Below are 23,903 nucleotides of genomic sequence, written 5' to 3'. Positions count from 1 at the left end.
ATCAATCCGCCTTGACCAACCGCGGCTGGCCGAGGTTGGCCAGGCGCACGCTGTCCTGCAGCTGCTCAGCCTCGCCCCGACTGGCGATCGGCCCCAGGCGCACGCGGTGCAGAATCTGCTGGTTGTGCACCACTGAGCTGATGAACACCGGAGCAGCCACGGTATCGCTCAGCTTGGCCTTGAGCAGCTCCGCAGCGTCCGGATTGGCGAAGGCGGCCACCTGGAGATACAGGCCAGAGGCTCCGACTGAAGCGTTTTTTTTTGCGTCGATCTGCACCGGCAGAACCGCCGCGGCGTGCTGCTGCGGCGGTGGCGAATACTGCTCCAGCGGCTCGGCCACCGGCTGCGCAACTGGCTGGGCGATCACCTGCGGCTTGGCCGCCTGCTGCGGCGCGGCGAGCACCAGCGGCACCGGCCGCCCCTGCTGCGCCCACCACTCGTGGGGGTCGATACCCTCGACCTTGACCCGGGCCGTGCCGCTTTCGGCATAGCCGAGCTTCTTCGCCGCGGCGAAGGACAGGTCGATGATGCGGTCGGAATAGAACGGCCCGCGGTCGTTGACCCGCAGTATCACGCTGCGCTGGTTATCCAGGTTGGTGACGCGCACGTAGCTGGGCAGCGGCAGGGTCTTGTGCGCGGCGGTCATGCCGTACAGGTCGTAGGCCTCGCCGTTGGCCGTGGCCTGGCCGTGGAACTTGGTGCCGTACCAGGAGGCCGTGCCCACGGCGGTGTAGCGACGGGCATCGCTGATCGGATAGTACTGCTTGCCGAACACCGTATAGGGGCTGGCCTTGACCGGGCCATAGTGGGGCATCGGCACCGCGTCCTGAATGCGCGAGACGTCGACGTCCCACCAGGGCGCGCCGTCCTTGTGCGGACGGTTGTAGTCGCCGGGCCCGGAAATCGCCCCGCCCGCCTTTACCGGTGCCACCGGTTGCGGCGCGCGGGTGCTCGAACAGCTCGCCAGCAGCAGCGCCAGGGCGCCATAGGCGGCGATCCTCAGTGGCAATGTCGGCATCATTGCGCCCCCCGCGCATCGACCAGCAGTTCGGCCAACTGGTTCACCGCCATGGCATACATGACGCTGCGGTTGTAGCGGGTGATGACGAAGAAGTTCGGCAGGCCCAGCCAGTACTCGGCGCCCTCGGCGCCCTCCAGGCGGAAGGCGGTCACCGCCAGCGCGTCGTCCAGGGCGTCGGCGCTGGACCAGCCGAGCGCGCGCAACTCACCGACCTTGTGCACGGGGTCGAGCCCCGGGCTGAGGCCCTGCTCGGCCTGTGCCCCGGTGACGCTGGCGCGGCTCGCCACCGCCCCGCCGGGCTGCCAGCCGTGGCGCTTGAAGTAGCTGGCGACGCTGCCGATGGCATCCACCGGATTGCTCCAGATATTGATCTTGCCGTCGCCGTCGAAATCCACCGCGTAGGCGCGGAAGCTGCTCGGCATGAACTGCGGCAGGCCCATGGCACCGGCATAGGAGCCGGTGACGCTGAGCGGGTCGACCTGCTCTTCGCGCGCCAGCATGAGGAACTCGCGCAATTCCTTGCGGAAGAAGGGCGCCCGCGGCGGGTAGTCGAAGGCCAGGGTCGACAGGGCGTCGGCCACCCGGTAACCGCCGGTATTGCCGCCGTAGAAGGTTTCCACGCCGATGATCGCGACTATCACCTGAGCCGGCACGCCGTATTCCTGCTCGGCCCGCTCCAGGGTCGCCTGGTGCTGCTTCCAGAACTCGACGCCGCGGGTGATGCGGGCCTCGGTGATGAAGATCGGCCGGTAGGCACTCCAGGGCTTGACCTTCTCCGCCGGGCGCGAGATGGCGTCGATGATCGCCTGCTTGCGCTCGACCTGGGCGAACAGCTGATGCAGCTGCTCGTCGGCGAAGCCGTAGTCGCGGGTCATCTCGGCGACGAACTCGGCCACCTGCGGCGAGCCCTCGTAAGCGGCGCCGAGCGCCGGCTGAGCGAGTCCGAAAACCCCGGCCAATCCTAGCCAGGGGGCGTGCCGTGCAGCCCAGCCGCGCAATCTGTGCATTGAAATACTGCCCCCAATCAAACCTGTGCAATCCACTTACGGTGGGTGTGGATCGACATCAAAATCCCAAATCCCGATAGCAGCGTGATCAACGAGGTGCCGCCGTAGCTGATGAACGGCAGTGGCACCCCCACCACCGGCAGCAGCCCGCTGACCATGCCGATATTGACGAATACATAGACGAAGAAGGTCATGGTCAAAGCCCCGGCGAGGAGCTTACCGAAGAGCGTCTGCGCTTGCACGGTAATCACCAGGCCACGGGCGATCAACAGCAGGTAGAGCAGCAGCAGCAGGCAGACGCCGACCAGGCCGAACTCCTCGGCGAGCACGGCAATGATAAAGTCCGTATGGCTTTCCGGCAAAAAGTCCAGGTGCGACTGGGTGCCGAGCAGCCAGCCCTTGCCCAGCACGCCCCCCGAACCTATCGCCGCCTTCGACTGGATGATGTTCCAGCCGCTGCCCAAGGGATCGCTCTCCGGGTTGAGAAAGGTCAGCACCCGCTGCTTCTGATACTCGCGCAACACGAAGAACCACATGCCCACCGCGATGGGCACCAGCGCCGCCGCCGCGCCGATGATCCAGCGCCATTGCAGGCCGGCCATGAACAGCACGAAGGCCCCCGAGGCGATCACCAGCAGCGAGGTGCCCAGGTCCGGCTGCAGCAGGATCAGCACGAAGGGCACGCCGATCAGCGCCAGGCTGATGGCGATGTGCTTGAGACTCGGCGGCAGGCTGCGCGTGGACAGGTACCAGGCGATGGTCGCCGGCATGATGATCTTCATGAACTCCGAGGGCTGGAAACGGATCACCCCGGGGATGTTGATCCAGCGCGTGGCGCCCATGGCGTTGTGGCCCATGACATCCACCGCCACCAGCAGGCCGACGCCGCCGACATAGGCCAGCGGCACCCAGCGCGCCATGAAGCGCGGCTCGAACTGGGCGATGATCAGCATGCCGACCAGGCCGATGCCGAAGGAGCTGGCCTGCTTGATCAGCAGATCCAGGTTCTTGCCACTGGCCGAGTAGAGGATGAACAGGCTGCCGGCCGCCAGGGTCAGCAACAGCAACAGCAGGATGCCGTCGATGTGCAGGCGCTGCAGCAGGCTGGCACGGCGGCGCAGCACGTCTTCGCTGGACAGGGTGCGGTCGAAGCTGCTGTTCATCGCTGGCCGGCCTCCGCACTCAGCGGCGGCGCATATTCGGCCTTGAGCTGGCCGTCTTCATCCAGCAGCCAGGCGTCCATCACCTGCTTGACCACGGGTGCCGCCACCCCGGAGCCGGACTCGCCGTTCTCCACCATCACCGCCACGGCGATCTGCGGGCTCTCCGCCGGGGCGAAGGCGACGAACAGGGCGTGGTCGCGGTGGCGCTCGGCCACCTTGTTGCGGTCGTACTTCTCGCCCTGCTTGATGGCCACCACCTGGGCCGTGCCGCTCTTGCCGGCGATGCGGTAGACGGCGCTGTCGCCGACCTTGCGCGCGGTACCGCGGGCCCCGTGCATCACCTGCTCCATGCCGAAGCGCGCATAGTCCCAGGCCTTGGGATCGCGCAGCACGATGTCCGCCATGGGCTCGTCGTCGACCGGCGGCCGCCCCTCGATGCTCTTGGCCAGGTGCGGGCGAATCCACTTGCCGCGGTTGGCCATCAGGGTCACGGCCTGGGCCAGCTGCAGCGGCGTGGTCTGCATGTAGCCCTGGCCGATGCCGAGGATCAGGGTCTCCCCCGGGTACCAGGGCTGGCGATAGCGCGCGCGCTTCCAGTCGCGCGACGGCATCAGCCCGGCGGTCTCCTCGAACATGTCCAGGGCCACCCGCTGGCCCAGGCCGAAGCGGGTCATGTAGTCGTGCATGCGGTCGATGCCCATCTTGTGCGCCAGGTCGTAGAAGTAGGTGTCGTTGGAACGGGCGATGGCCAGTTCCAGACTCACCCAGCCATCGCCGCTGCGGTTCCAGTTGCGGTACTTGTGGCTGTGCCCCGGCAGCTGATAGAAGCCCGGGTCGAACACCCGGCTGGTCGGCGTCACCACCCCGGCATCCAGACCGGCCACCGCCACCATCGGCTTGATGGTCGAGCCCGGCGGGTAGAGACCGCGCAGCACCCGGTTGTACAGCGGCCGGTCGATGGAGTCGCGCAGGTCGGCATAGGCCTGAAAGCCGATGCCGGTGACGAAGGGATTGGGGTCGAAGCTCGGCTGACTGACCATGGCCAGCACCTCGCCGGTGGCCGGCTGGATCGCCACGATGGCGCCGCGGCGACCGCCCAGGGCCTCCTCGGCGGCCCGCTGCAGGCGCGCATCGAGGGTCAGCACGATGTCCTTGCCAGGCAGCGGGTCGGTGCGCTTGAGTACCCGCAGCACCCGGCCGCGGGCGTTGGTCTCGACCTCCTCGTAACCCACCTCGCCATGCAGCTGCGCCTCGTAGAAGCGCTCGATGCCGGTCTTGCCGATATGGTGGGTGCCGCTGTACGCCACCGGATCGAGCTCCTTGAGCTCCTTCTCGTTGATCCGCCCGACATAGCCCACCGAATGGGCGAAGTGCTCGCCCAGCGGGTAGTGGCGCACCAGACGGGCGACCACCTCGACCCCGGGCAGGCGGAACTGGTTGATGGCGACGCGGGCGATCTGCTCCTCGGTGAGCTCGAACAGCACCGGCACCGGCTCGAACGGCCGCCGTCCCTGGCGCACGCGCTTCTCGAACAGCGCCCGCTCGTCCGTGCCCAGCTCCAGCACCTCGACTATGACGTCCAGCACCTGCTCCCAGTCCCCGGCCCGCTCGCGGGTCAGGGTCAGGCTGAAGCTCGGCCGGTTGTCGGCGATGATCACCCCGTTGCGATCGAAGATCAGCCCGCGGCTGGGCGGGATCGGCTGCACGTGCACCCGGTTGTTTTCCGACAGGGTCGAGTGGTACTCGTACTGCACCACCTGCAGGTAGTAGAGACGAACCACCAGCACCGCGGTGAGCAACAGCACCACCAGAGCACCGACCAGCGCACGCGCACGGATCAGGCGCGCGTCTTTTTCGTGGTCCTTGAGGCGGATCGGCTGCGGCATCGGCGACTGCTGACTACTTGTGGTAGGGGTGACCGGACAGCACTGTCCAGGCTCGGTAGATCTGTTCGCCGATGAGGATGCGCACCAGCGGATGCGGCAGGGTCAGCGGCGACAGCGACCAGCGCTGCTCGCTGCGCGCCTGCACCTCCGGCGCCAGGCCTTCCGGGCCGCCGACCATGAGGTTGACGCTGCGCGCATCCAGGCGCCATTTGTCCAGCTCGGCGGCCAGCTGCTCGGTGCTCCACGGCCGCCCTTGGACTTCCAGGGTGACGATGCGTTCCCCGGGCTGCACCTTGGCCAGCATGGCTTCGCCCTCCTGGCGGATCATCCGCGCCACGTCGGCATTCTTGCCGCGGGTGGTCAGGGGGATCTCCACCAGTTCCAGGGCCAGCTCGGCGGGCATGCGCTTGGCGTACTCCTGCCAGCCCTCCTCCACCCAGCGCGGCATGCGCGAGCCGACGGCGATCAACTTGATGCGCACCGCGGGCGGTCCTTATTCGTGGTCCGTGCCGTGCTGCGCGCGGCTCTGCTCGGCCCCCTGCCACAGACGCTCGAGGTCGTAGAACTGGCGGGCGGTCGGCAGCATCACGTGAACGACGATGTCGCCCAGGTCGAGCAGCGCCCACTCGCCGCTGTCCAGGCCTTCGCTGCCGAGCGGACGCACGCCCTGCTCCTTGACCTTCTCCAGCACGTTGTCGACCAGCGACTTGACGTGGCGGCTGGAGGTACCGCTGGCGATCACCATGAAGTCGGTGATGCTGGTCTTATCGCGTACATCGATGGTGGTGATGTCCTGCGCCTTGATGTCTTCCAGGGCGGCGATCGCCAGTTTGACCAGCTCGTCGCTGCGCATTGCTTGGGTGCTCATAGGTAACTCATCTGCCTCGTGTTCAGTTCGCCGCACGGTACAGTCCGTGCGCGTGGATATAGGTCAGTACCGAGTCGGGCACCAGGTAGCGCGCCGACTCGCCGCGCGCCAACAAGGCGCGGATCTGCGTGGCCGACACCGCCAGGGGGGTCTGCCAGATGAAGGAAATCTGCCCACCCGGCCCACTCAGGGCCAAGGGGTCGTTGAGGCTGCGCGCCGCCATCAGGTTGCGCAGCGCTTCCGGCGGCTCGCTGTCGGCATCCGGTCGTTGCAGCACCAGGATATGACAGTGCTCCAGCAGTTCGTTCCAGCGGTGCCAGCTGGGCAGCCCGCAGAAGGCATCCCAACCCAACAGCAGGAACAGCTGGTCGTCCGTCGCCAACTCGGCACGCAGCGACTCCAGGGTGTCGATGCTGTAGGACGGCTTGTCGCGAGCCAGCTCGCGGTCGTCCACCCGCAGCGGCGCCAGGCCGGCCACGGCCAGTTCGACCATGGCCAGGCGATCATGGGCCCTCACCTGCGGCGCATCGCGATGCGGCGGCCGCGCGCTGGGCACCAGACGCAACTCGTCGAGGGCCATGAACTGCGCCACTTCCAGGGCGCTGCGCAGATGGCCGATATGCACCGGATCGAAGGTGCCGCCGAAGATGCCGATGCGTCGGGCGTCGCTACGCCGGGCGTCGCCTCGCTTAGGCATTCTGCCCGCGCAGCTGACCGTCGCCGATCACCACATACTTCTCGCAGGTCAGGCCCTCCAGGCCGACCGGGCCGCGGGCGTGCAGCTTGTCGGTGGAGATGCCGATCTCCGCGCCCAGGCCGTACTCGAAGCCGTCGGCGAAGCAGGTCGGGGTGTTGAGCATCACCGAGCTGGAGTCGACCTCGGCAAGGAAGCGCCGGGCATGGCCCTGGTGTTCGGTGACGATGCTGTCAGTGTGGTGCGAGCCGTAGCGGTTGATGTGCACGATGGCCGCATCCAGGCCGTCGACCACGCGGACCGAGAGGATCGCCGCCAGGTACTCGGTGCTCCAGTCCTCCTCGGTCGCCGCCTTGGCCTCGATCAGCGCCCGGGTGCGTTCGCAGCCACGCAACTCGACGCCCTTCTCGGCGAACATCTGCGCCATGCCCGGCAGGAAGGCCGCAGCCACCGCCTGGTCCACCAGCAGGGTCTCCATGGCCCCGCAGATGCCGTAACGGTAGGTCTTGGCGTTGAAGGCGACCTGCTGCGCCTTGGCCAGGTCGGCCAGTGCATCGACATACACGTGACAGATGCCGTCCAGGTGCTTGATCACCGGCACCCGGGCATCCTGGCTGACGCGTTCGATCAGGCCCTTGCCGCCGCGCGGCACTATCACGTCGACGAACTCCGGCATGGCGATCAGCGCGCCGACCGCGGCGCGGTCGGTGGTCTCCACTACCTGCACGGCGGCGGCCGGCAGTTCGGCGGCGGCCAGGCCGCGCTGGATGCAGGCGGCAATGGCGCGGTTGGAGTGGATCGCCTCGGAGCCGCCGCGCAGGATGGTGGCGTTGCCGGACTTCAGGCACAGGCTGGCGGCATCGATGGTCACGTTGGGCCGCGACTCGTAGATGATGCCGATCACCCCCAGGGGCACGCGCATCTTGCCGACCTGGATACCCGACGGGCGGTAGCTCATGTCGCGGATCGCGCCGACCGGATCGGCCAGGCCGGCGATCTGCCGCAGGCCCTCGATCATGCCGTCGATGCGCGCCGGGGTCAGCGCCAGGCGATCCAGCAGCGCCGCGTCCAGGCCATTGGCACGGCCGGCGGCGAGGTCTTGGTCGTTGGCCTCGGCCAGTTCGCCGCGGGCGGCATCCAGCGCCTCGGCCGCCGCCAACAGGGCGCGGTTCTTCTGCGCGGTGCTGGCGCGGGCGACGATCCGCGAGGCTTCGCGGGCCGCGCGGCCCAGACGGGTCATATAGTCGAGCACGGACTCTGTCATGGTCTCGGGAGCCTGGCAGTAGGGAAAGCCGCTGATTATAGCGGCGCCGCCGCCCCGCGCACAGCGGCGCTGGGCAGATGGCATGCGGATCGCTCGACACCCGGCGGGCGGCCCGGCGCCGCGGGCCGGTCACTTGCCAGACACCCGCACGCGCGTGATAGCATATCGCCATGCGCGATCGTACCCGCCCGGGGCGCGACCCCGATCTCCGCATACCGGCCAAGGAAGACCGACATGAACCATAAGGAACAGCAACTCACCGAGCTGCTCACGCTCACCTCACGCAGCCTGACCCACATGACCGCGGCGATGACCTCGCTGTCGTTCGACCTGCTGCGCAGCACCGACCCCAGCATACGCGGAGCCGGCTCGCGGATGATCGCCAGGATGGAGTCGGTCAGCAAGGAGCTGGACCAGCACCTCCGACTGATCAGCGAGTTGACCGGCGAACCCCTGTTTGCCCGCGCCGATGCGGTCGAAGAAGTGCTGCTGCGCGCAGTGACCTGAGCCCAGGCACAGGGGACCGTTCCACGCATTCGCCGCACCACGCGGCGGACTTACTCATTATCATGTCGGGCATTTGCTTTCTGCGGACCTGCCGACACGCCATGCCCGACCACAGCCATCCCGACCTGCCCTGGACCGACGCCCGCCCCCTGGGCGACGCCTTCTTCGACCGCGACGCCCTGACGCTGGCCCGCGAACTGCTCGGCAAGGTGATCCGCCACCGCATCGGCGAACTCTGGCTGAGCGCGCAGATCATCGAGACCGAGGCCTACTACTGCGCAGAGAAGGGCAGCCACGCCTCGCTCGGCTACACCCACAAGCGTCGCGCCCTGTTCGCCGATGGCGGCCACATCTATATGTACTACGCCCGCGGCGGCGACTCGCTGAACTTCAGCGCCCAGGGACCGGGCAATGCCGTGCTGATCAAGTCCGCCCGCCCCTGGCTGGACAACCACTCCGGCGCCGCCAGTCTGGCGCGGATGCAGGCCAACAACCCGGACGCCCAGGGCCGGCCGCGCCCGGCCGAGCGCCTGTGCGCCGGCCAGACCCTGCTGTGCCGGGCGCTGGGCCTGAAGGTGCCGGACTGGGACGCCCGGCGCTTCGACCCGCGCCGCCTGTTCGTCGAAGACGTCGGCGCGCGCCCCGAGCGGATCATCCAGACCACCCGCCTGGGCATCCCTGCCGGCCGTGACGAACACTTGCCCTACCGCTTCGTCGATGCGGCCTTCGCCCGCTGCTGCACGCGCAACCCGCTGCGTCGCGGCCAGGTCGAAGGCCGCGACTACAGCCTGCTCGACGGCGCCCAGGTGCCGGCATGATGGCGTGGCTCGACAACCTGACCGCCTGGCTCGCGGGTCATCCGCAGTGGCTGGGGCTGGCGGTGTTCCTGATCGCCTGCATCGAGTGCCTGGCGATCGCCGGGATCATAGTGCCCGGCACCGTGCTGCTGTTCGCCGTCGCGGTGCTGGCCGGCAACGGCGCCCTGGGCCTCTGGCAGACCCTGGCCCTGGCCTTCTGCGGCGGATTGCTCGGCGATGCCCTGTCCTATGCCGCGGGGCGCTATTTCCACCAGGACATCCGGCGCCTGCCGGGGCTGCGCCAGCACCCGCAATGGCTGGCCGGCGCGGAGAACTACTTCCAGCGCTACGGCGTCGCCAGCCTGCTGGTCGGCCGCTTCATCGGTCCGCTGCGACCGATGCTGCCGATGGTGGCCGGCATGTTCAACATGCCGGCCGGACGCTTCGCCGCGGTGAGCCTGGTCGCCGCCGCCGGCTGGGCGGTGGCCTACCTGCTGCCTGGCTGGGCCACCGGCGCGGCCTTGCGCCTGCCACTGCCACCGGGCTTCTGGCCCCAGACCCTGATGCTCGCCGGCGGGCTGGGGCTGCTGCTGGTCGTCAGCGCCCACTGCAGCCTGCGCGGCTATGGCCACAGCAGCCTGGTCGCCGCCGGCCTGAGCCTGACACTGCTGCTCGGGGTGATTCTCGGCTGGCCGCACCTGGGCTCACTCGACCAGGGTCTGCTGGCCCTGCTGCAGGAGCAGCGCAGCGGCAGCCTCGACGGACTGATGGTGCTGGTCACCCGCCTCGGCGACTTCACCACCCAGTTGGCCGCCGGCCTGCTGCTCTGCCTGCTGCTCCTGCTGACCCGGCAGTGGCGCCCGACCCTGCTCGTCGGCAGCGCCCTGCTCGCCACGGCGCTGGCCAATGCCGCACTGAAGAGCCTGTTCGCCCGCCAGCGCCCCGAGGTGCTGCTCGAGCCGCTGGACAGTTTCAGCTTCCCCAGCGGCCACAGCTCGGCGGCGTTCGCCTTCTTCCTGCTGCTCGGCATTCTCGCCGGCCGCGGCCAGCCGGCGCGCCTGCGCCTGAGCTGGCTGCTGCTGGCCGGCCTGCCGGCGGTGGCGATCGCCCTGTCGCGGGTCTACCTGGGGGTGCATTGGCCGAGCGACATCATCGCCGGCGCCCTGTTGGCCGCCGGCATCTGCGGCCTGACCCTGGGCCTGGCGGAATGGCGCAGGCCGTTGGCGGCGCTGCCGGCCCAGGTCTGGTGGCTGGTGCTGCCGGCCTGCCTGGCGCTGCTCGGCACCGTCGCCACCTGGCACCTGTCGGAGGGCCTGCTGCAGTACCGCTATTGAGTGGCCAGACCGGCGCTCAGGCGCCCAGTTCGCCTTGCAGCTGGGCGAGTGCCGCCTGCAGCAGCTGCAGGCGCGCCCGGGGTTCGTCGAGGGCGAGCACCTGCAGCTTCTGCTCGGCGGCCAGCGGTAGCAGGTAGGCCAGCTGGTTGGCCAGGGCCGCCTGGTCGCCGACCGCCCCCCCCATGCCGAGCCCCTCGACCAAGGGGTGCTCGGCCAGGGCGCCGAGCAGCGCCGCCAGATCGGCATGTTCGGCCAGCAGGGGCCGCTGCGGGTCGTCCTCCAACCAATCGACCTCCGCCAGGGTCAGCTGGTCCGGCAACACCTGGGCACGCTGCACCCGGAAGCGCCGACCGCCCTCCACCCGGATGCCCAACAGACCATTGGGCCGCTGCTGGAAGTCGCGGATCAACGCCTCGCAACCGATCGCGGCGAACCGGCTGGCGGCCTCGCCGACCTCCCCGCCTTCGACGATGCAGACCACGCCGAAGCCCTCGCCCCGCTTCATGCAACGGCTGATCATGTCCAGGTAGCGCGCCTCGAAGATCTGCAAGTCGAGCAGGCAACCGGGGAACAACACGGTATTCAACGGAAACAGGGGTAGAGTCATGGTGCCCTCCTCAGACCAGCGCTACTACCAAGGGTAACAACACCGCCGTCAGCATGCCCATCAGGCTCATGGCCAGCGCGGCGAAGGCGCCGCACTCCTCGCTCAGCTGCATCGCCTGCGCCGTGCCCACGGCATGGGCGGTCATGCCCAGCGCCATGCCCTGCGCCGCAGGATGGCTGACGCCGCACAGGCGCAGCAACGCAGGGCCGACGATGGCCCCGATCACCCCGGTGATCATCACGAACACCGCCGCCAGGGCGGCGATGCCGCCGATCTGGCTGGCCACCAGCATGGCGATCGGCGAGGTCACCGACTTCGGCGCCATGCTCATCAGGATGATCCGCTCGGCACCGAACAGCCAGGCCAGGCCGACCCCGAGCAGCGTCGCCAGCACGCCGGCGACCAGCAGGGTCAGCACGGTCGGCCAGAACAGCTGGCGAATACGCCGCAGGTTGAGATACAGCGGCACCGCCAGGGCCACGGTGGCCGGACCGAGAAACAGACTCACCGCCTCGGCGCTGGCCCGGTACTCGGCGAAGCTCAGACCACACAGCAGGAGCACGGCGATGACGATCAGCATCGACACCAGCACCGGCTGCAGGAAGACCCAGCGGGTCTTCTCGTAAACCGCCACTCCCAGCTGATAGGCCCCCAGGGTCACCCCGGCGCCGAACAGCGGATGGTGGGTCACCGCCTGCCAGGCGCCGTACCAGTCCAAGCTCATGCCCCCTCCCGACGGCGCTGCTGGCGCGCGATCAGCTTCTGCATCAACCAGCCGGCGAACAGCAACGACAGCACCACCGACAGCACCAGGGCGCCGACCACCGCCCAGAAATCGGCGACTATCGCCTCGGCATAGGCCATCACCCCCACGGCCGGCGGCACCAGCAGCAACGGCAGGTATTTGAGCAGGCTGCCGGCGGCCAGCCGCACCGGTTCGCCGACCTCGCCACGCAGCAGCAGGAAACCGAACAACAACAGCATGCCGATGATCGGCCCCGGCAGCATCGGCAGCAGCAGGACATTCAGGGCGGTACCGAGCAACTGGCACAGCACCAGCCAGGACAGGCCGCGTAACAACATGGGCAATCTCCAAACCGGGAATCGACGAGCACCGCAGTGACGCAGCCGAAACCGCAATGCACAGGGCCAGACGCCAGCGGCGCCCGGGCGAACCGCGGCCATTATAGGGACGGCATGCCGTCGGCTATACCCCGGCATTCAGCCGCGCGGCATGCTTGACCCGGCATCCGTGTCGTGATGATCTTGGTACGTGCGTTTCGATTCGCCAGAACAACGCGCCTGTCCCATCAAGGAGGAAGTATGTCGTCAGTACCCGTCGCACAGCTCAAAGATCATGTAGGCAAGGAGCTCGGACGCTCCGACTGGTTGACCATCGACCAGCAGCGCATCAACCAATTCGCCGAATGCACCGGCGACCACCAGTTCATCCACGTCGACCCGGAGAGGGCCAAGCTGACCCCCTTCGGCGGCACCATCGCCCATGGCTTTCTCTCCCTGTCGCTGATCCCCAAGCTGATGGAAGGCCTGATGATCATGCCCGAAGGGCTGAAGATGGCCGTCAACTACGGCCTCGACAGCGTGCGTTTCATCCAGCCGGTCAAGGTCGGGGCCAAGGTGCGCCTGGCGGTGACCCTGGTCGACGCCCATGAGAAGAATCCCGGCCAGTGGCTACTCAAGGCCCGCGTCGTGCTGGAGATCGAGGGCCAGGAGAAACCGGCCTATATCGCCGAGCCGCTGACCCTCTGCTTCGTCTGAGCGGCCTCGCGCCGGGGCGTTCGGGCCGAGCCCCGGACACCCCGGCGGACTGCCAAGCTGTGCACCAGGGCACCGCGCGCACCGTACTTTGCGGCATACTGCCGACAGTGCTTAGAACGGGATGCTCGTGATGCGCCGCCTCACCCACCTGGCCCCACTCGGCCTCGCCCTGCTCCTCGCCGCCTGCGGCGACGCGGAGTCCTTGCTGCCGCCTGATGCCGTACTGCCCGATGGCAGCCGCTACCGTGGCGAGGTGGTCGACGGTCTGCTGCAGGGCCCCGGCCGCCTCGACTACCGCGACGGCAGCTGGTTCGCCGGCGCCTTCAAGGATGGTCAGCTGCACGGCGCCGGCGAGTGGCGAGGGGCCCAGGGCGAACACTACCTCGGCGACTTCCGCTTCGGCGTCTTTCACGGCCAGGGCAGCCTGCGCCAGGGCGACGACAGCCGCTACCAGGGCGGTTTCCGCGAGGGCCGCTTCTCCGGCGAAGGCACCCTCGAGCAGGCCGGACAGGTTTACCGCGGCGAGTTCAAGCGCGGCCTGTTCGACGGTGCGGGGCACCTCGAATGGGCCGACGGCAGTAGCTACCAGGGCCAGTTCCGTCGCGGCCGGCCCCATGGCCAGGGCGTGCGCCGCGATGCCTACGGCAGCAGCTTCAGTGGCGAGTTCGTCCGCGGCCAACTGCACGGCCAGGGCAGCTTCGAAGGCGCCGACGGCGATCGCTACAGCGGCGGCTTCCGCGACAGCCAGTTCCACGGCAAGGGCCGTTACCAGAGTGCCGCCGGCGACGCCTGGAGCGGACGCTTCGTCGAGGGCGCGCTGAGCGGCGCCGGCCAGTACCAGGGTAGCGACGGCACCCACTACCAGGGCCGCTTCCGCGACTGGCGCTACCACGGCCAGGGCCGCCTGCGCCTGGCGGACGGCAGTCACTACGACGGCCAGTTCGCCCTGGGCGAGTATGCCGGCGACGGCACCCTGACCCTGGCCGACGGCGGCCAGCAAGGCGGCACCTGGCAGCGCGGCCGGCGGGTGCGCGACGAACAGGGGCAGCTGCTGCCCGACCCGCTGGAACTCGGCCTGCTGGAGCAGGGCCGCCTGCTCGCCGAGGCCATCGCCGCGGTTCCGCCGTCCACCCCGCGGATCGAACTCTATGCCCTGACCCTGGCCGGCGACGGCAAGCAGAGCGTGTTCCAGCGCGAAGCCGATTATGTCGCCCGCCTGCTCGGCGAACGCTTCGCCGCCCGCGGCAGCCTGACCCTGGTCAACCATCGCGATCACCTCGCCGACCGTCCGCTGGCCACCCGCGAGAGCCTGCGCCGCGCGGTGCAGGCCCTGGCCGAGCGCAGCGGGCCGGAAGACCTGGTATTCCTCTACCTGACCAGCCACGGCTCGCCCCAGCATGAGCTGAACCTCGACCAGCCGCGCCTGCAACTGGCCGACCTGGCCGCCGACGAACTGGCCACGCTGCTGCAACCGCTGCGTGAACGGCACAAGGTGCTGGTGATCTCGGCCTGCTATGCCGGCGGCTTCATCCCCAAGCTGCAGGACGACAAGACCCTGGTGATGGCCGCCGCCCGCGCCGACCGGGTGTCCTTCGGCTGCTCGGAAGAGAACGACTTCACCTATTTCGGCCGAGCGCTGTTCGCCGAGGCCCTGCAACAGACCGATGACCTGCAGCGCGCCTTCGAACTGGCCAAGGCGCGGGTCGCCGAGCGCGAGGCGGCCGACGGCTTCGAACCGTCCGAACCGCAGATCTGGGCGCCGCAGGCCGTCCTCGCGCACTGGCGTGAGTGGCGCCGGCAGCAGGCCACCCAGGCCCTGAGCGCCGCCCCCACCGACAAATCGACGAGCAGCCACTAAGCTGAGCGATAACCAGCGGAGATTCGACATCTATGTATTTGACGCCCCAGCGCATCCTCCTCGCCGGCGCCACCGGACTGACCGGCGAGCACCTGCTGGATCGCCTGCTCAGCGAGCCCACGGTCGAGCGCGTCCTGGCGCCGAGCCGGCGGCCGCTGGCCGAACACCCGCATCTGGAAAACCCGGTCGGCGAGTTGCTCGAGCTACTGCCGCAGCTGAGCGGGCCGGTCGACACCGCCTTCTGCTGCCTGGGCAGCACCATCAAGCAAGCCGGCTCCCAGGAAGCCTTTCGCACCATCGACCTCGACCTGGTCGTGGCCTTCGCCCAACGCGCCCGCGAGCTCGGCGCCCGCCACCTGCTGGTGGTCAGCGCCCTGGGCGCAAACCCGCAATCCTCGGTGTTCTACAACCGCATCAAGGGTGAAATGGAAGCGGCCCTGAAGGCTCAGGACTGGCCACAACTGACCCTGGCGCGACCGTCCCTGCTGTTCGGTCCACGTCGCGAGTTCCGCCTGGGCGAGCGCCTGGCTGCACCGCTGCTGCGCTGGCTACCGGGCAAATACGGCGGCATCGAGGCCACCGCCCTGGCCCGCGCACTCTGGCGCCTGGCCCTGGAAGAAGACCGCGGCGTACGCGTGATCGAGTCCGACCGCCTGCGCCGCCTCGGTCGCTGACCCCCAATGCTGAAGGCGAGCCCCCTATGAGTACCCCCCACAACAGCCTGATCGATGCCCTGCAGGACGCCGACATGCTCGAAGTCGACGGCCTGTATGCCTGGCAGTTCAGCCTGGACAAGGAACTGCTGGCCCAGGTCAGCGCCGGCTCGGCCGACGCCGGCAGCCAACAGAAACCCCTGCTCAAGGCCGAGGGCCTCGACGGCCGCACCCGCCGCCACTGGCAGTTTTCCCTGGCCGCGGTGATGGCGGCCGGTTTCGACCCCGAACGCGACGGCTGGAACCTGACCGAGGGCGACGAGCGCCACCTGATCAAGTGCTTCGCGGCGGTCAGCGGCGACAACGATGAGGATGAGGCGCAGGCCCCTGACGATGACGACGCCTGATCCTCGCGATGCAACTGTATGACCGCTACCTGCTGCCACGGCTGATCGACCTGGCCTGCGGCCTGGGCGAGGTGATGCAGGCCCGCGCGCAGGTCGTGCCCCTGGCCCGGGGGCGGGTGCTGGAGATCGGCATCGGCAGCGGCCTCAACCTGGCGCTCTACGATGCCGCCAGGGTCAGCGCCATCGTCGGCGTCGACCCCAGCGCCGCCATGCAGAAGCTGGCCCGGGGGCGTGCCGCGCGGATCAGCATCCCGGTCGAGATGATCGCCCTGGAACTGGGGCAGATCCAGGCCGCCGACGCCAGCTTCGACGACATCGTCTGCACCTTCACCCTGTGCACCATCCCCGATGCGCGGGCAGCGCTGCTGGAGATGCGCCGGGTGCTGAAACCCGGCGGCCGCCTGCTGTTCTGCGAACACGGCCTGGCCCCGGATGCCGCCGTGGCGCGCTGGCAGAACCGCCTCACGCCCTACTGGAAGCCCCTGGCCGGCGGCTGCCACCTCGATCGCGACATCCCGGCGTTGATCAGCGCCGGCGGCTTTCGTCTCGGCACGCTGGAAGCCCGCTACCTGAAAGGCCCCAGGCCGATGACCTACGTCTATTCCGGCTGGGCCGACTAGGCATCCGGGCCGCGCCGCTTGACCTCGCCAGCCGGCGGGTCGACGATGGGCTGGCCTGCGCAGAGACGGCCACCCTGAACCGCGAACCCGTCCGCGCCGAGCCCGTGGCCAGACGCTGCATCGGCGAGTTACACCCACCCCGCCGCGGCGGCCCCGACTCAGGTGATGGCGCCATGAGCAAGATCAAGGTCTTCTACAACAGTGCCTGCCCGGTGTGCAAAGCCGGCATCGAGGGCCAGCGGCGGCGCATGCAGGCAGGCGCCAGCTGCCCGGTGGAATGGATCGACGTGCACCAGCGCCCCGACTCGGTGGCGGAACTGGACAGCGACCTGGAGCAGGTGCGCGAGCGCCTGTATCTGAAGGATGAAAGCGGGCATATCGCGATCGGCGTGGACGCCTTCGCCGAACTCTTCCAGCACACCCGCGGCCAGCGCTGGCTGGGCCGGCTGCTGCGCCTGCCCGGCCTGCAGCCGCTGGCGCGCTGGGGCTACAACCTGTTCGCCCGCGGACTGTACCGCTGGAATCGCTGGCTGAAGCACTGGTGATCGCGGCTAGAGTCCGCCGCTGACACCCAGGCTCACGCCCAGCTCGACCGCCAGGGCGAAGGGCAACAGCAGGGTATCCAGCACGGCACTGGCCGGCAGGTCGAGCGCCGGATACGCGGGCGCCTCGGCGCCGAAGCGCTCCAGCGGGCAGCAGCCACCCTCGATCGCATACCAGTCCAGGCGGGTGCCGGCATAGATCACCGGGGCGCCGGGCTTGGCCGCATCCAGGGTGCGCACGCTGGCGCAGCCGCTGCCCAGCAGGACGAGCAGCAGCAGACCCGCCAAGCGGCAGCGGGACGGACGAGCCACGGGCGTAAGCCGACGGCTGCCGCCCGGCCGCTCCCCTTCAGTCATCGCCACTGACCTGATGGTGCTCGCCCCAGCGCGGCAGCATGTCCTGGGGGATGTCCAGACAGTTGAGGATGCGCGCGACGACGAAGTCGATCAGGTCGTCGAGCGTCTGCGGCTGGTGGTAGAAGCCCGGCGCCGCCGGCAGTATCACCGCCCCCAGGTTGGACAGCCTGAGCATGTTCTCCAGGTGGATGCTCGACAGCGGCGTCTCCCGTGGCACCAGGATCAGCTGGCGACGTTCCTTCAGCACCACGTCGGCGGCACGCTCGATCAGGTTGTTGCAGGCGCCGGTGGCGATGGCCGACAGGGTGCCGGTGGAACAGGGCACCACCACCATGGCGGTCGGCGCGCCGGAGCCGGAGGCCACCGGGGCCATCCAGTCCTCCTTGCCGTAGACGCGGATCTGCCCCGGCGCGGCGCCGGTGTATTCGCTCAGGAAGGCCTGCATGGCCTGAGGCTTGGCCGGCAGGGTCACGTCGGTTTCGGTGGCCATGACCAGCTGCGCGGCCTTGGAGATCAGGAAATGCACCTCGCGCTCCTCCTGCACCAGGCAGTCGAGCAGGCGCAGGCCGTACTGGGCGCCGGAGGCGCCGGTCATGGCCAGGGTGACGCGTTCGGGACCGGACATGTTCAGTCCTCCAGGGCCTGGGCCAGCTTGCCGTGCAGGCCGCCGAAGCCGCCGTTGCTCATGATCACCACCTGGGTGCCGGGCGCGGCCTCGGCCTTGACCCCTTCGATGATCGCCTCCAGCGAGTCGCAGACCCGGGTCGGCACCGTGCTCGCAGCCACGGTCGCCGCCAGGTCCCAGCCGAGGTTGGCCGGCGCGTACCAGTACACCGAATCGGCCTGGGTCACCGAGGCCGGCAGGCCGTCGCGGTGGGCGCCGAGCTTCATCGAGTTGGAGCGCGGCTCGATCACCGCGATCAGCCGGGCGTCGCCGATGCGCTTGCGCAGGCCGTCGAGGGTGGTGGCGATGGCCGTCGGGTGATGGGCGAAGTCGTCGTAGACCGTCACGCCCCTGACCTCGGCGACCTTCTCCATGCGCCGCTTGGCGTTGACGAACAGGCACAGGGCCGCGCAACCCAGCGCCGGCACTACGCCGACATGGCGCGCCGCCGCCAGCACCGCCAGGGCATTGGCGACGTTGTGCCGGCCGGTCAGCGGCCAGTCGACCGTCCCGACCGCCTGGCCGTCGAACCGCACTTCGAAGCGCGAACCGTCTTCGCTGAGCAGGCGCGCCTGCCATTGACCGCCCTCGCCCGTGGTTTCGACCCTGGTCCAGCAGCCCATGCCGATCACCCGCTGCAGCGCTTCGTCGTCCCGGGGATGGATGATCAGGCCGTCGCCGGGGATGGTCCGCACCAGATGGTGGAACTGCCGCTCGATGGCCGCCAGGTCCGGGAAGATGTCCGCGTGGTCAAACTCCAGGTTATTCAGGATGGCGGTGCGCGGGCGGTAGTGGACGAATTTGCTGCGCTTGTCGAAGAAGGCGCTGTCGTACTCGTCCGCCTCGACCACGAAGAACGGCGTACCGCCGAGGCGCGCGGACACCCCGAAATTCTGCGGCACCCCGCCGATCAAAAAGCCCGGACTCATGCCGGCGTGCTCCAGCACCCAGGCGAGCATGCTGCTGCAGGTGGTCTTGCCATGGGTGCCGGCCGCCGCCAGCACCCAGCGTCCCTGCAGCACATGGTCGGCCAGCCACTGCGGCCCGCTGGCATAGGGCAGGCCCTGGTTGAGGACCTGCTCCACCGCCGGGTTGCCGCGCGACAGGGCGTTGCCGATCACCACCAGATCCGGTGCCGGGTCGAGTTGTGCCGGGTCGTAGCCCTGGGTCAACTCGATGCCCTGGGCCTGAAGCTGAGTACTCATGGGCGGGTAGACATTGGCGTCGGAACCTGTGACCCGATGGCCCAGCTCCTTGGCCAGGACGGCCAGCGACCCCATGAAGGTGCCGCAGATGCCGAGAATATGGATATGCATGAATAACCCCTGAAGCAGGCCCGAGCGGGCCCGGTGGAAACTCGCCGCAGGTTAGCACAGCGGCCGTTGTGCGGCCCTCGCCCGGCCGCGCGGATAAGACCGACGCCGCGCGATAAAAGTCGCAAATCCCGCTACCCGGTGCGCTTATGAGCAGACCTTCGGATAATCGATCAAACGCTCGCTTGGATTGCGCTTTCCAATCCCCTTAGGCAGCATCGCCACGTCCGCCGGCATCGCACCTGCATTGCCTGTATCCGCCCACGCCCTTGAAGTCGAGGCCGCCAATGCGCATCGTCACTGCCACCCTGGAGCACCTGGACCTGCTGACCCCGCTGTTCGTCAAGTACCGCGAGTTCTATGGCGAGCTGCCCTATCCCGACTCCTCGCGCAAGTTCCTGGAGACCCGCCTGCGCCGCCAGGAGTCGGTGATCTACCTGGCCCTGGCCGACGATGACGACCGTTTGCTCGGCTTCTGCCAGCTGTACCCGAGCTATTCCTCGCTGTCGCTCAAGCGCGTGTGGATTCTCAACGACATCTATGTCGCCGAGGACGCCCGCCGCCAGCTGGTCGCCGACCGCCTGCTGCAGACCGCCAAGAAGATGGCCAAGGACACCAACGCGGTGCGCATGCGCGTGTCCACCAGCAGCGACAATGCCGTGGCGCAGGCGCTCTACGAGTCCATCGGTTTTCGCGAAGACACCCAGTTCAAGAACTACGTGCTGCCGGTCAACGGCGACTGAGCCCCCAGGCGCTAGCCCGACGCAGGCGTGGCCGCTGCCGGCTTGCCGCCCGGCCGGGCGCCGCTTAAGGTAGGCCATCAGCCAACCCGAGCCGACTCTCCATGTGGTCCTTTCGCGCCTGGCGCCGCCGGCGCATCCTTGCCCGCCATCCGGTCGAGCCCGCCATCTGGGCTTCCGTGCTGCAACGCCTGCCGATTCTCGACGGTCTCGGCGCAGCCGAACTCCAGCGCCTGTGCGAGCGCGCCGTGCTGTTCCTGCATGGCAAGCGCCTCACCGCCCTGCCCGGCGTCGAACTGGACAGCCTCGATCGCCTGAGCCTGGCCGCCCAGGCCGTGCTGCCGCTGCTGCACCTGGACGAACTGGACTGGTACGGCGGCTTCCACGAGGTCGTCCTCTACCCCGACGACTTCGTCAGTCCCCAGCGCCATCGCGACGCCAGCGGCGTGGTCCACGAGTGGGACGCCGAACACAGCGGCGAGGCCTGGCAGCAGGGCCCGGTGATCCTCGCCTGGCCGGGGGTGCAGAGCAGCGGCGACTGGGACGCCTACAACCTGGTGATCCACGAGTTGGCGCACAAGCTGGACATGCTCGGCGGCGACGCCAACGGCCTGCCACCGCTGCACGCCGACATGCGCGTGGCCGACTGGGCCGGCGCCATGCAGGACGCCTACGACCGCCTCAACGCCCAGCTGGACGCCGATCCCGATGCCGAGACCGCCATCGACCCCTATGCCGCCGAAGACCCGGCGGAATTCTTCGCGGTGACCAGCGAATACTTCTTCAGCGCCCCGGACCTGCTCAGCGAATCCTTTCCCGCCGTCTACGCCCAGCTCGCGCACTTCTACCGCCAGGACCCACTGGCGCGCCTGCGCCACCTGCAAGGCACTCACCCGGACTACCGGAGCAGCGCCAAAGAGAGGCCGACCGCGACCAATGGCTAGGCATCTCGGCGTAGCAAGCGCCGGGGAATGTGCCTATAATCGCGCCACTTTTTTGGCCACCCCCGGGAGTCGCCCCATGAGCTACAGCAAGATTCCAGCAGGCAAGGACCTGCCGAACGACATCTACGTCGCCATCGAGATCCCGGCCAACCACGCGCCGATCAAATACGAAATCGACCACGACACCGATTGCCTGATGGTCGACCGCTTCATGGCCACCCCGATGTTCTACCCGGCCAACTACGGCTTCATCCCGCACACCCTGGCCGACGACGGCGACCCGCTCGACGTGCTGGTGGTCACCCCCTACCCGGTGGCGCCGGGCTCGGTGATCCGTGCCCGCCCGGTGGGCGTGCTGCACATGAGCGACGAAGCCGGCGGCGACGCCAAGCTGGTCGCCGTGCCCCACGACAAGCTGACCGTGCTGTACAAGGACGTTCAGGAATACACCGACCTGCCGGCCCTGCTGATCGAGCAGATCAAGCACTTCTTCGAGAACTACAAGGATCTGGAGAAGGGCAAGTGGGTCAAGGTCGAAGGCTGGGGCGGCGCCGAAGAGGCCCGCGGCCTGATCAACAAGGCGGTCGCGGCTTACCAAAAATAAGCCCTGCCCACCCCCTAAAAGCCGGCCACAAGCCGGCTTTTTTATGCCTGCGATTCACGCGAGCCGAGCCCGCTTGGCCGACGGCACCGGGCTGGGTAAGCTCCACTCTTTTGCCACGGACAGCCCCATGAGCCCGAGCGATATCCTGCTGCTGATCCTCGCCGGTTTCGCCGCCGGCGGCATGAATGCCCTGGCCGGGGGCGGCACCTTCTTCTCCTTCCCGGCCCTGCTCGCCGCCGGCCTGCCGCCGGTCACCGCCAACGCCACCAATGCCGTGGCGCTGTGGCCGGCCAGCCTGGCCGCGGCCTGGGCCGCCCGCGGCAGCCTGCGCCCACTGGGGCGTTACCTGCTGCCGCTGCTACTGGCCGGCCTGCTTGGCGGCCTGGGCGGCGGCCTGCTGCTGCTGGCCGGCGGCGACGAGATCTTCCGTAACCTGATCCCCTGGCTGCTACTGGCGGCCACCGCGCTGTTCGCCGCCAGCCCCTGGCTCAGCCGCGCCCTGGCCGCCCGCCGCCCGCCCGCCGCACAGCCGCCGCACGGCCCGCTGTCGCTCGGCGCCCATGTCGGCGTGTCGATCTACGGCGGCTACTTCGGCGCCGGCATGGGCATCCTGCAGCTGGCGGCATTCGCCATCGAGGGCCACCCCCTGGCCCGGGCCAACGCCCTGAAGAACCTGATCTCGGCGGTGATCTACAGCATCGCCACGGTGACCTTCGTGGTCGCCGGGCGGGTCAGCTGGGCAGAGCTGGCGATCCTGCTGAGCGGCGCCACCCTCGGCGGCTATGCCGGCGGCGCCCTCGGCCAGCGCCTGCCGCCGGCCCTGCTGCGCAGCCTGGTGATCGCCGTGGGCGGCGGCATGACGGCCTATTACTTCTGGGCCACCTACTTCGCCGGCTGAGCGGCGCCGGGGCTTCGCGCGGCCAGACAGGACCGGCCGGTTTGCCCGCAGGCCGCCGCTCTGCTAGTGTCGCGGCGGTTACACACCCTGCCAGAGCCCCCGCCAGAGACCGTCCGCCATGGCCCGCAAGAAAGCCGCGCTCGACTTCGAGCAGTCCCTCACCGACCTGCAGAACCTGGTCGAACGCCTGGAAAGCGGCGAGCTGTCGCTGGAAGATTCGCTGACCGCCTTCGAGCAGGGCATCCGCCTGACCCGCGACTGCCAGGCCGCCCTGACCCAGGCCGAACAGAAGGTGCAGATGCTCCTGGAGCGCGATGGCGAACTGGAGCAGGCGCCCTTCGACCCGGAGCGGCCGGCATGATCGCGGACTACCAGGCGCAGTGCCAAAGGCGCGTCGATGCCGCACTGAACGACCTGCTGCAGCCACCCAGCGAAGCGCTGCAACGGCTCTACCAGGCCATGCGCTACAGCGTGGTCAACGGCGGCAAGCGGGTGCGCCCGCTGCTGGTCTACGCCGCCTGCGAGGCCCTCGGCGGCGAGGCCCAGCAGGCCGACGGCGCCGCCTGCGCGGTGGAGCTGATCCATGCCTACTCCCTGGTCCACGACGACCTGCCGGCGATGGACGACGACGACCTGCGCCGCGGCCAGCCCACCACCCACAAGGCCTTCGACGAAGCCAGTGCCATCCTCGCCGGCGACGGCCTGCAGAGCCTGGCCTTCGCGGTGCTCGCCGACGAGCGCTGCAACCCGCACGCCGCCGAACTGCGCCTGGCGATGGTCGCCTGCCTGGCCCAGGCCGCAGGCCCCGCGGGCATGGTCGGCGGCCAGGCCATCGACCTCGGCTCGGTCGGCCAGCGCCTCGACCAGGCGGCCCTGGAATCCATGCACCGGCACAAGACCGGCGCCCTGATCGAGGCCAGCGTGCACCTCGGCGCCCTGGCCAGCGGCCGCGCCGACGAGCGTGCCCTGCTGGCCCTGCAGGCCTACGCCCGAGCCATCGGCCTGGCGTTCCAGGTGCAGGACGACATCCTCGACGTGGAGAGCGACACCGCCACCCTGGGCAAGACCCAGGGCAAGGACCAGGCCAACCACAAGCCGACCTACCCGGCCCTGCTCGGCCTCGAACAGGCCAAGGCCTACGCCCTGGAGCTGCGCGACCAGGCCCTGCATGCCCTGCGCCCGTTCGACAGCGGCGCCGAGCCGCTGCGCGAGCTGGCCCGCTATATAGTCGCACGGCGCCACTGAGGCAGGCGCCGGCCGTCCGGCGCCCGCCCATGGGGCTGGGCCGACTCCCCCGACGCCACGGACTTATGGCTTAAAGCCTGGCATCGCTTTCGGGTAAACTGCCGCATCTTTTTGCCTATAACGATTCGCCC

Annotated in this window: 29 protein-coding genes; 15 read left to right on the top strand and 14 right to left on the bottom strand. The window is 68.9% G+C overall.

Features of this window, described 5'->3' with window-relative positions; translation table 11 throughout:
- Position 1: 1 nt before the first annotated feature.
- The 8 genes from ACSX1C_RS18975 to ACSX1C_RS18940 are packed head-to-tail and all read right to left on the bottom strand — an operon-like array spanning position 2 to position 7,903.
- Positions 2-1,021, bottom strand: coding sequence for a septal ring lytic transglycosylase RlpA family protein (locus tag ACSX1C_RS18975; RefSeq protein WP_439887410.1), 1,020 nt, complete (start codon positions 1,019-1,021; stop codon positions 2-4).
- Positions 1,018-2,028, bottom strand: coding sequence for a lytic murein transglycosylase B (mltB, locus tag ACSX1C_RS18970; protein WP_318643638.1), 1,011 nt, complete (start codon positions 2,026-2,028; stop codon positions 1,018-1,020). Before mltB ends, ACSX1C_RS18975 begins: the two co-directional genes overlap by 4 nt.
- A 17-nt stretch (positions 2,029-2,045) precedes the next feature.
- A complete protein-coding gene (gene rodA / locus ACSX1C_RS18965) occupies positions 2,046-3,149 on the bottom strand; it encodes a rod shape-determining protein RodA (RefSeq protein WP_318646369.1) in 1,104 nt (367 codons plus the stop codon).
- A gap of 38 nt (positions 3,150-3,187) precedes the next feature.
- On the bottom strand, positions 3,188-5,077 hold the full coding sequence (gene mrdA, locus ACSX1C_RS18960; protein WP_439887409.1) for a penicillin-binding protein 2: 1,890 nt from the start codon (positions 5,075-5,077) through the stop codon (positions 3,188-3,190).
- A gap of 13 nt (positions 5,078-5,090) precedes the next feature.
- Positions 5,091-5,558, bottom strand: coding sequence for a 23S rRNA (pseudouridine(1915)-N(3))-methyltransferase RlmH (gene rlmH, locus ACSX1C_RS18955; protein ID WP_318643640.1), 468 nt, complete (start codon positions 5,556-5,558; stop codon positions 5,091-5,093).
- Between the two features lie 12 nt (positions 5,559-5,570).
- On the bottom strand, positions 5,571-5,930 hold the full coding sequence (rsfS, locus tag ACSX1C_RS18950; RefSeq protein WP_318646370.1) for a ribosome silencing factor: 360 nt from the start codon (positions 5,928-5,930) through the stop codon (positions 5,571-5,573).
- 37 nt (positions 5,931-5,967) lie between these two features.
- On the bottom strand, positions 5,968-6,642 hold the full coding sequence (gene nadD / locus ACSX1C_RS18945; protein WP_318643641.1) for a nicotinate-nucleotide adenylyltransferase: 675 nt from the start codon (positions 6,640-6,642) through the stop codon (positions 5,968-5,970).
- The gene (locus ACSX1C_RS18940) at positions 6,635-7,903 is read right to left on the bottom strand and encodes a glutamate-5-semialdehyde dehydrogenase (protein WP_439887408.1); all 1,269 of its coding nucleotides are present in this window, start codon (positions 7,901-7,903) and stop codon (positions 6,635-6,637) included. The genes nadD and ACSX1C_RS18940 overlap by 8 nt, the downstream gene beginning before the upstream one ends.
- 234 nt (positions 7,904-8,137) lie before the next feature.
- Here ACSX1C_RS18940 and ACSX1C_RS18935 point away from each other — a divergent pair, with 234 nt between their 5' ends.
- The 3 genes from ACSX1C_RS18935 to ACSX1C_RS18925 all read left to right on the top strand — a co-directional run bounded on the left by ACSX1C_RS18935 (position 8,138) and on the right by ACSX1C_RS18925 (position 10,541).
- Positions 8,138-8,410 (top strand): hypothetical protein, encoded by a 273-nt coding sequence (locus tag ACSX1C_RS18935; RefSeq protein ID WP_439887407.1) that lies wholly within the window; start codon positions 8,138-8,140, stop codon positions 8,408-8,410.
- Between the two features lie 101 nt (positions 8,411-8,511).
- Positions 8,512-9,228, top strand: a complete 717-nt coding sequence (locus tag ACSX1C_RS18930) for a DNA-3-methyladenine glycosylase (RefSeq protein WP_439887406.1) — start codon at positions 8,512-8,514, stop codon at positions 9,226-9,228.
- On the top strand, positions 9,225-10,541 hold the full coding sequence (locus tag ACSX1C_RS18925) for a bifunctional DedA family/phosphatase PAP2 family protein (protein WP_439887405.1): 1,317 nt from the start codon (positions 9,225-9,227) through the stop codon (positions 10,539-10,541). The genes ACSX1C_RS18930 and ACSX1C_RS18925 overlap by 4 nt, the downstream gene beginning before the upstream one ends.
- Positions 10,542-10,557: 16 nt before the next feature.
- Here ACSX1C_RS18925 and ACSX1C_RS18920 read toward each other — a convergent pair whose 3' ends face one another.
- Genes ACSX1C_RS18920 through ACSX1C_RS18910 form a run of 3 tightly spaced genes read right to left on the bottom strand, consistent with a single transcriptional unit; the run spans position 10,558 to position 12,231 of the window.
- A complete protein-coding gene (locus ACSX1C_RS18920) occupies positions 10,558-11,148 on the bottom strand; it encodes an LON peptidase substrate-binding domain-containing protein (protein ID WP_439887404.1) in 591 nt (196 codons plus the stop codon).
- A gap of 10 nt (positions 11,149-11,158) precedes the next feature.
- Positions 11,159-11,872 carry an LrgB family protein gene (locus ACSX1C_RS18915; protein ID WP_439887403.1) on the bottom strand — a complete coding sequence of 238 codons (714 nt, stop codon included), beginning with the start codon at positions 11,870-11,872 and terminating at the stop codon, positions 11,159-11,161.
- Positions 11,869-12,231, bottom strand: a complete 363-nt coding sequence (locus ACSX1C_RS18910; RefSeq protein ID WP_318643647.1) for a CidA/LrgA family protein — start codon at positions 12,229-12,231, stop codon at positions 11,869-11,871. Before ACSX1C_RS18910 ends, ACSX1C_RS18915 begins: the two co-directional genes overlap by 4 nt.
- Before the next feature lie 240 nt (positions 12,232-12,471).
- Between ACSX1C_RS18910 and ACSX1C_RS18905 the strand changes: the two genes are divergently transcribed.
- From ACSX1C_RS18905 to ACSX1C_RS18880, 6 genes are all read left to right on the top strand, one after another.
- Positions 12,472-12,927: a MaoC family dehydratase gene (locus tag ACSX1C_RS18905; protein ID WP_318643648.1), complete on the top strand. Its 456-nt coding sequence runs from the start codon at positions 12,472-12,474 to the stop codon at positions 12,925-12,927.
- Between the two features lie 130 nt (positions 12,928-13,057).
- Positions 13,058-14,785 (top strand): C13 family peptidase, encoded by a 1,728-nt coding sequence (locus tag ACSX1C_RS18900; RefSeq protein WP_439887402.1) that lies wholly within the window; start codon positions 13,058-13,060, stop codon positions 14,783-14,785.
- Between the two features lie 32 nt (positions 14,786-14,817).
- The gene (locus ACSX1C_RS18895; protein ID WP_439887401.1) at positions 14,818-15,459 is read left to right on the top strand and encodes an oxidoreductase; all 642 of its coding nucleotides are present in this window, start codon (positions 14,818-14,820) and stop codon (positions 15,457-15,459) included.
- Between the two features lie 26 nt (positions 15,460-15,485).
- Positions 15,486-15,845 carry a DUF5629 family protein gene (locus tag ACSX1C_RS18890; protein ID WP_369958667.1) on the top strand — a complete coding sequence of 120 codons (360 nt, stop codon included), beginning with the start codon at positions 15,486-15,488 and terminating at the stop codon, positions 15,843-15,845.
- Positions 15,846-15,853: 8 nt separating this feature from the next.
- A complete protein-coding gene (locus ACSX1C_RS18885; protein WP_439887400.1) occupies positions 15,854-16,465 on the top strand; it encodes a class I SAM-dependent methyltransferase in 612 nt (203 codons plus the stop codon).
- Between the two features lie 173 nt (positions 16,466-16,638).
- Complete coding sequence (locus ACSX1C_RS18880; RefSeq protein ID WP_439887399.1) at positions 16,639-17,010, top strand: thiol-disulfide oxidoreductase DCC family protein; 372 nt, start codon at positions 16,639-16,641, stop codon at positions 17,008-17,010.
- A 6-nt stretch (positions 17,011-17,016) separates the two neighbouring features.
- On the opposite strand, the gene ACSX1C_RS18875 is transcribed toward ACSX1C_RS18880, so the two are convergent.
- From ACSX1C_RS18875 to mpl, 3 genes are read right to left on the bottom strand one after another with little or no spacing between them, the layout of a single operon-like run.
- Positions 17,017-17,319 carry a YceK/YidQ family lipoprotein gene (locus ACSX1C_RS18875; RefSeq protein ID WP_439887398.1) on the bottom strand — a complete coding sequence of 101 codons (303 nt, stop codon included), beginning with the start codon at positions 17,317-17,319 and terminating at the stop codon, positions 17,017-17,019.
- Between the two features lie 37 nt (positions 17,320-17,356).
- On the bottom strand, positions 17,357-17,989 hold the full coding sequence (gene ubiX, locus ACSX1C_RS18870; RefSeq protein WP_369958666.1) for a flavin prenyltransferase UbiX: 633 nt from the start codon (positions 17,987-17,989) through the stop codon (positions 17,357-17,359).
- A 2-nt stretch (positions 17,990-17,991) separates the two neighbouring features.
- Positions 17,992-19,344, bottom strand: coding sequence for a UDP-N-acetylmuramate:L-alanyl-gamma-D-glutamyl-meso-diaminopimelate ligase (gene mpl, locus ACSX1C_RS18865; RefSeq protein WP_439887397.1), 1,353 nt, complete (start codon positions 19,342-19,344; stop codon positions 17,992-17,994).
- 284 nt (positions 19,345-19,628) lie between these two features.
- On the opposite strand from mpl, the gene ACSX1C_RS18860 reads away from it, so the two are divergent.
- The 6 genes from ACSX1C_RS18860 (at position 19,629) to ispA (ending at position 23,772) form a co-directional block, all read left to right on the top strand.
- Positions 19,629-20,084: a GNAT family N-acetyltransferase gene (locus ACSX1C_RS18860; protein ID WP_318643658.1), complete on the top strand. Its 456-nt coding sequence runs from the start codon at positions 19,629-19,631 to the stop codon at positions 20,082-20,084.
- A gap of 101 nt (positions 20,085-20,185) precedes the next feature.
- Complete coding sequence (locus ACSX1C_RS18855; RefSeq protein WP_439887396.1) at positions 20,186-21,025, top strand: zinc-dependent peptidase; 840 nt, start codon at positions 20,186-20,188, stop codon at positions 21,023-21,025.
- 76 nt (positions 21,026-21,101) lie between these two features.
- A complete protein-coding gene (ppa, locus tag ACSX1C_RS18850; RefSeq protein ID WP_013717208.1) occupies positions 21,102-21,629 on the top strand; it encodes an inorganic diphosphatase in 528 nt (175 codons plus the stop codon).
- Between the two features lie 127 nt (positions 21,630-21,756).
- The gene (locus tag ACSX1C_RS18845; protein WP_439887395.1) at positions 21,757-22,527 is read left to right on the top strand and encodes a sulfite exporter TauE/SafE family protein; all 771 of its coding nucleotides are present in this window, start codon (positions 21,757-21,759) and stop codon (positions 22,525-22,527) included.
- Between the two features lie 118 nt (positions 22,528-22,645).
- Entirely contained in the window at positions 22,646-22,888 is a 243-nt protein-coding gene (locus ACSX1C_RS18840; protein ID WP_318643661.1) for an exodeoxyribonuclease VII small subunit, read from the top strand.
- On the top strand, positions 22,885-23,772 hold the full coding sequence (ispA, locus tag ACSX1C_RS18835) for a (2E,6E)-farnesyl diphosphate synthase (RefSeq protein WP_439887394.1): 888 nt from the start codon (positions 22,885-22,887) through the stop codon (positions 23,770-23,772). Before ACSX1C_RS18840 ends, ispA begins: the two co-directional genes overlap by 4 nt.
- The last annotated feature ends 131 nt before the right edge of the window (positions 23,773-23,903 follow it).

Source organism: Pseudomonas sp. MBLB4123 (genome assembly GCF_051904775.1).
GTDB lineage: Bacteria > Pseudomonadota > Gammaproteobacteria > Pseudomonadales > Pseudomonadaceae > Aquipseudomonas > Aquipseudomonas benzenivorans_B.
Note: the sequence above shows the minus strand (reverse complement) of the source record. Positions and strands in the feature narration are given on the sequence as shown.